Source organism: Paraburkholderia dipogonis (genome assembly GCF_046027395.1).
GTDB classification, from domain to species: domain Bacteria; phylum Pseudomonadota; class Gammaproteobacteria; order Burkholderiales; family Burkholderiaceae; genus Paraburkholderia; species Paraburkholderia dipogonis_A.
Genome location: NZ_JAQQEG010000105.1, coordinates 1 through 2,012, shown reverse-complemented (window position 1 = coordinate 2,012; position 2,012 = coordinate 1). Strand labels below are relative to the sequence as shown.

At 59.4% G+C, this 2,012-nt stretch carries 1 protein-coding gene and 1 pseudogene; both read left to right on the top strand.

Going from position 1 to position 2,012, the window contains the following annotated elements; genetic code table 11:
• On the top strand, window positions 1–1,690 hold a 1,690-nt coding region (locus PQR32_RS42025), incomplete at its 5' end, for an efflux RND transporter permease subunit (protein ID WP_408241764.1).
• Window positions 1,691–1,700: 10 nt separating this feature from the next.
• A pseudogene (locus tag PQR32_RS42020) lies at window positions 1,701–2,012 on the top strand (RND transporter); the annotation flags it as partial.

Here is a 2,012-nt window from a genome sequence, read left to right as displayed (position 1 = left end):
GTTCCATCGCGGCTCGGAAGCATACGGCAAGGGTGTCGGCGGCATCATCAATCGCAAGGCTGCGATGATGGTCGTCTACGGTGTCCTGCTCGGCGGCACGTTCCTGTTCGGCAAAATTGTGCCGGGCGGCTTCGTGCCGGGTCAGGACAAGGACTACCTCGTCAGCATTCTGCAACTCCCGCCGGGCGCATCGCTCGACCGGACTGAAAAAGTCGTTCACGAAATGGGCATCATCGCCCGCAAGCAGCCAGGTGTCGTGCACTCGCCGGAATTCCCGGGCCTGAACGTGACCGGTCTGATGAATTCGTCGAGCAGCGGCCTCGTGTTTCCGGTGATGAGCCCGTCGAAGCATCGCACCAGGGACGAATCGGCAGCGGCGATTGTCGGCAACCTGAACAAGGAATATGCCGGCATCAAGGACGCAATGATTGCGACGTTCCCGCCGCCTCCGGTGTCGGGTCTGGGGACTATCGGCGGCTTCAAGCTGCAGATTGAAGACCGAGGTGCGTTGGGCTACGAAGCGCTGAACAAAGCAGTTCAGGCGTTCCTCGCTGCAGCAGCAAAAGCGCCAGAACTCGGGCCCTCGTTCTCGAGCTACCAGATTAACGTTCCGCAACTGAACGTCCAACTGGACCGTGAGAAGGCCAAGCAATTGGGCGTCTCAGTCACTGACGTGTTCGACACGATGCAGATTTACCTGGGCTCGCTGTACGTCAACGACTTCAACAAGTTTGGCCGCGTCTATCAGGTGCGTGCGCAAGCTGATGCCCCATTCCGCACGTCGGCTGAAAGCATCCTGCAACTCAAGACTCGCAATGCAGCGGGTGAGATGGTTCCGCTGTCATCGCTCATCAAGGTAACGCCCACCTTCGGCCCGGAGACGGTGATTCGCTACAACGGCTTCCTTGCGGCCGACATCAACGGCGGACCGGCGCCAGGATACTCGTCTGGCCAGGCCATGGCGGCCGTCGAACGCATCGCAGCCGAAACCCTGCCGCGCGGCATCAAGTTCGAATGGACCGACCTGACGTATCAACAGATTCTGACGGGCAATGCAGCCTTCTGGGTGTTCCCTATCAGCGTTCTGTTGGTGTTCCTCGTGCTGGCCGCCATGTACGAAAGCCTGACGCTGCCGCTCGCGATTCTGCTGATTGTGCCGATGAGCATTCTGTCCGCACTCTTCGGTGTGTGGCTCACCCAGGGTGACAACAACATCTTCACCCAGATTGGTCTGATGGTGCTGGTGGGGCTGTCAGCGAAGAACGCGATTCTGATTGTGGAATTCGCACGTGAGCTTGAAATCCAGGGCCGCTCGATTGTTCAGGCCGCGATTGAAGCTTGCCGTCTACGTTTGCGCCCGATTCTGATGACGTCCATCGCGTTCATCATGGGCGTGATTCCGCTGGTTATTTCGACCGGTGCCGGCTCCGAAATGCGTCGTGCAATGGGTATCGCAGTGTTCTTCGGGATGCTGGGTGTGACGTTCTTCGGCCTCATCCTCACGCCTGTGTTTTATGTGATTCTGCGCAAGCTGTCGGGCGGCAAACAGCTTACGGACAAGCATGGCAACCACCCACACATCCACGGTCCGCATGACAACGATGGCGGGCATGGCGGCAGCAGCGGTGGCTCGACCGGTGCTCCTGTCAAACCGGGCGCAAAAACTCCCGAACCTGCATTCCAGGAGTAAGGGGACCATTATGAAAACATTTTTCTCAATGAAGAACGGCTTCACTGGCTCCGTCCTGCTGGGCACGCTGCTGGTTCTGGCGGGGTGTTCGCTCGCACCCAGGTACGAGGTGCCGTCGACGCCGACAACTGCGACCTTTAAGGAGGCACCGCAGCAGCCGCTGTCACAGGAAGAAGCGGGTACGTGGAAGACGGCGCAACCGTCGGAAGACGTCGCCCGCGGCGAATGGTGGAAGGTGTTCGAAGACGCGAAGCTGAACGACCTCGAGCAGCAGGCGCTGGACGCGAACCAGAACCTGAAAGCGGCGGCAGCCCGTGTGAAA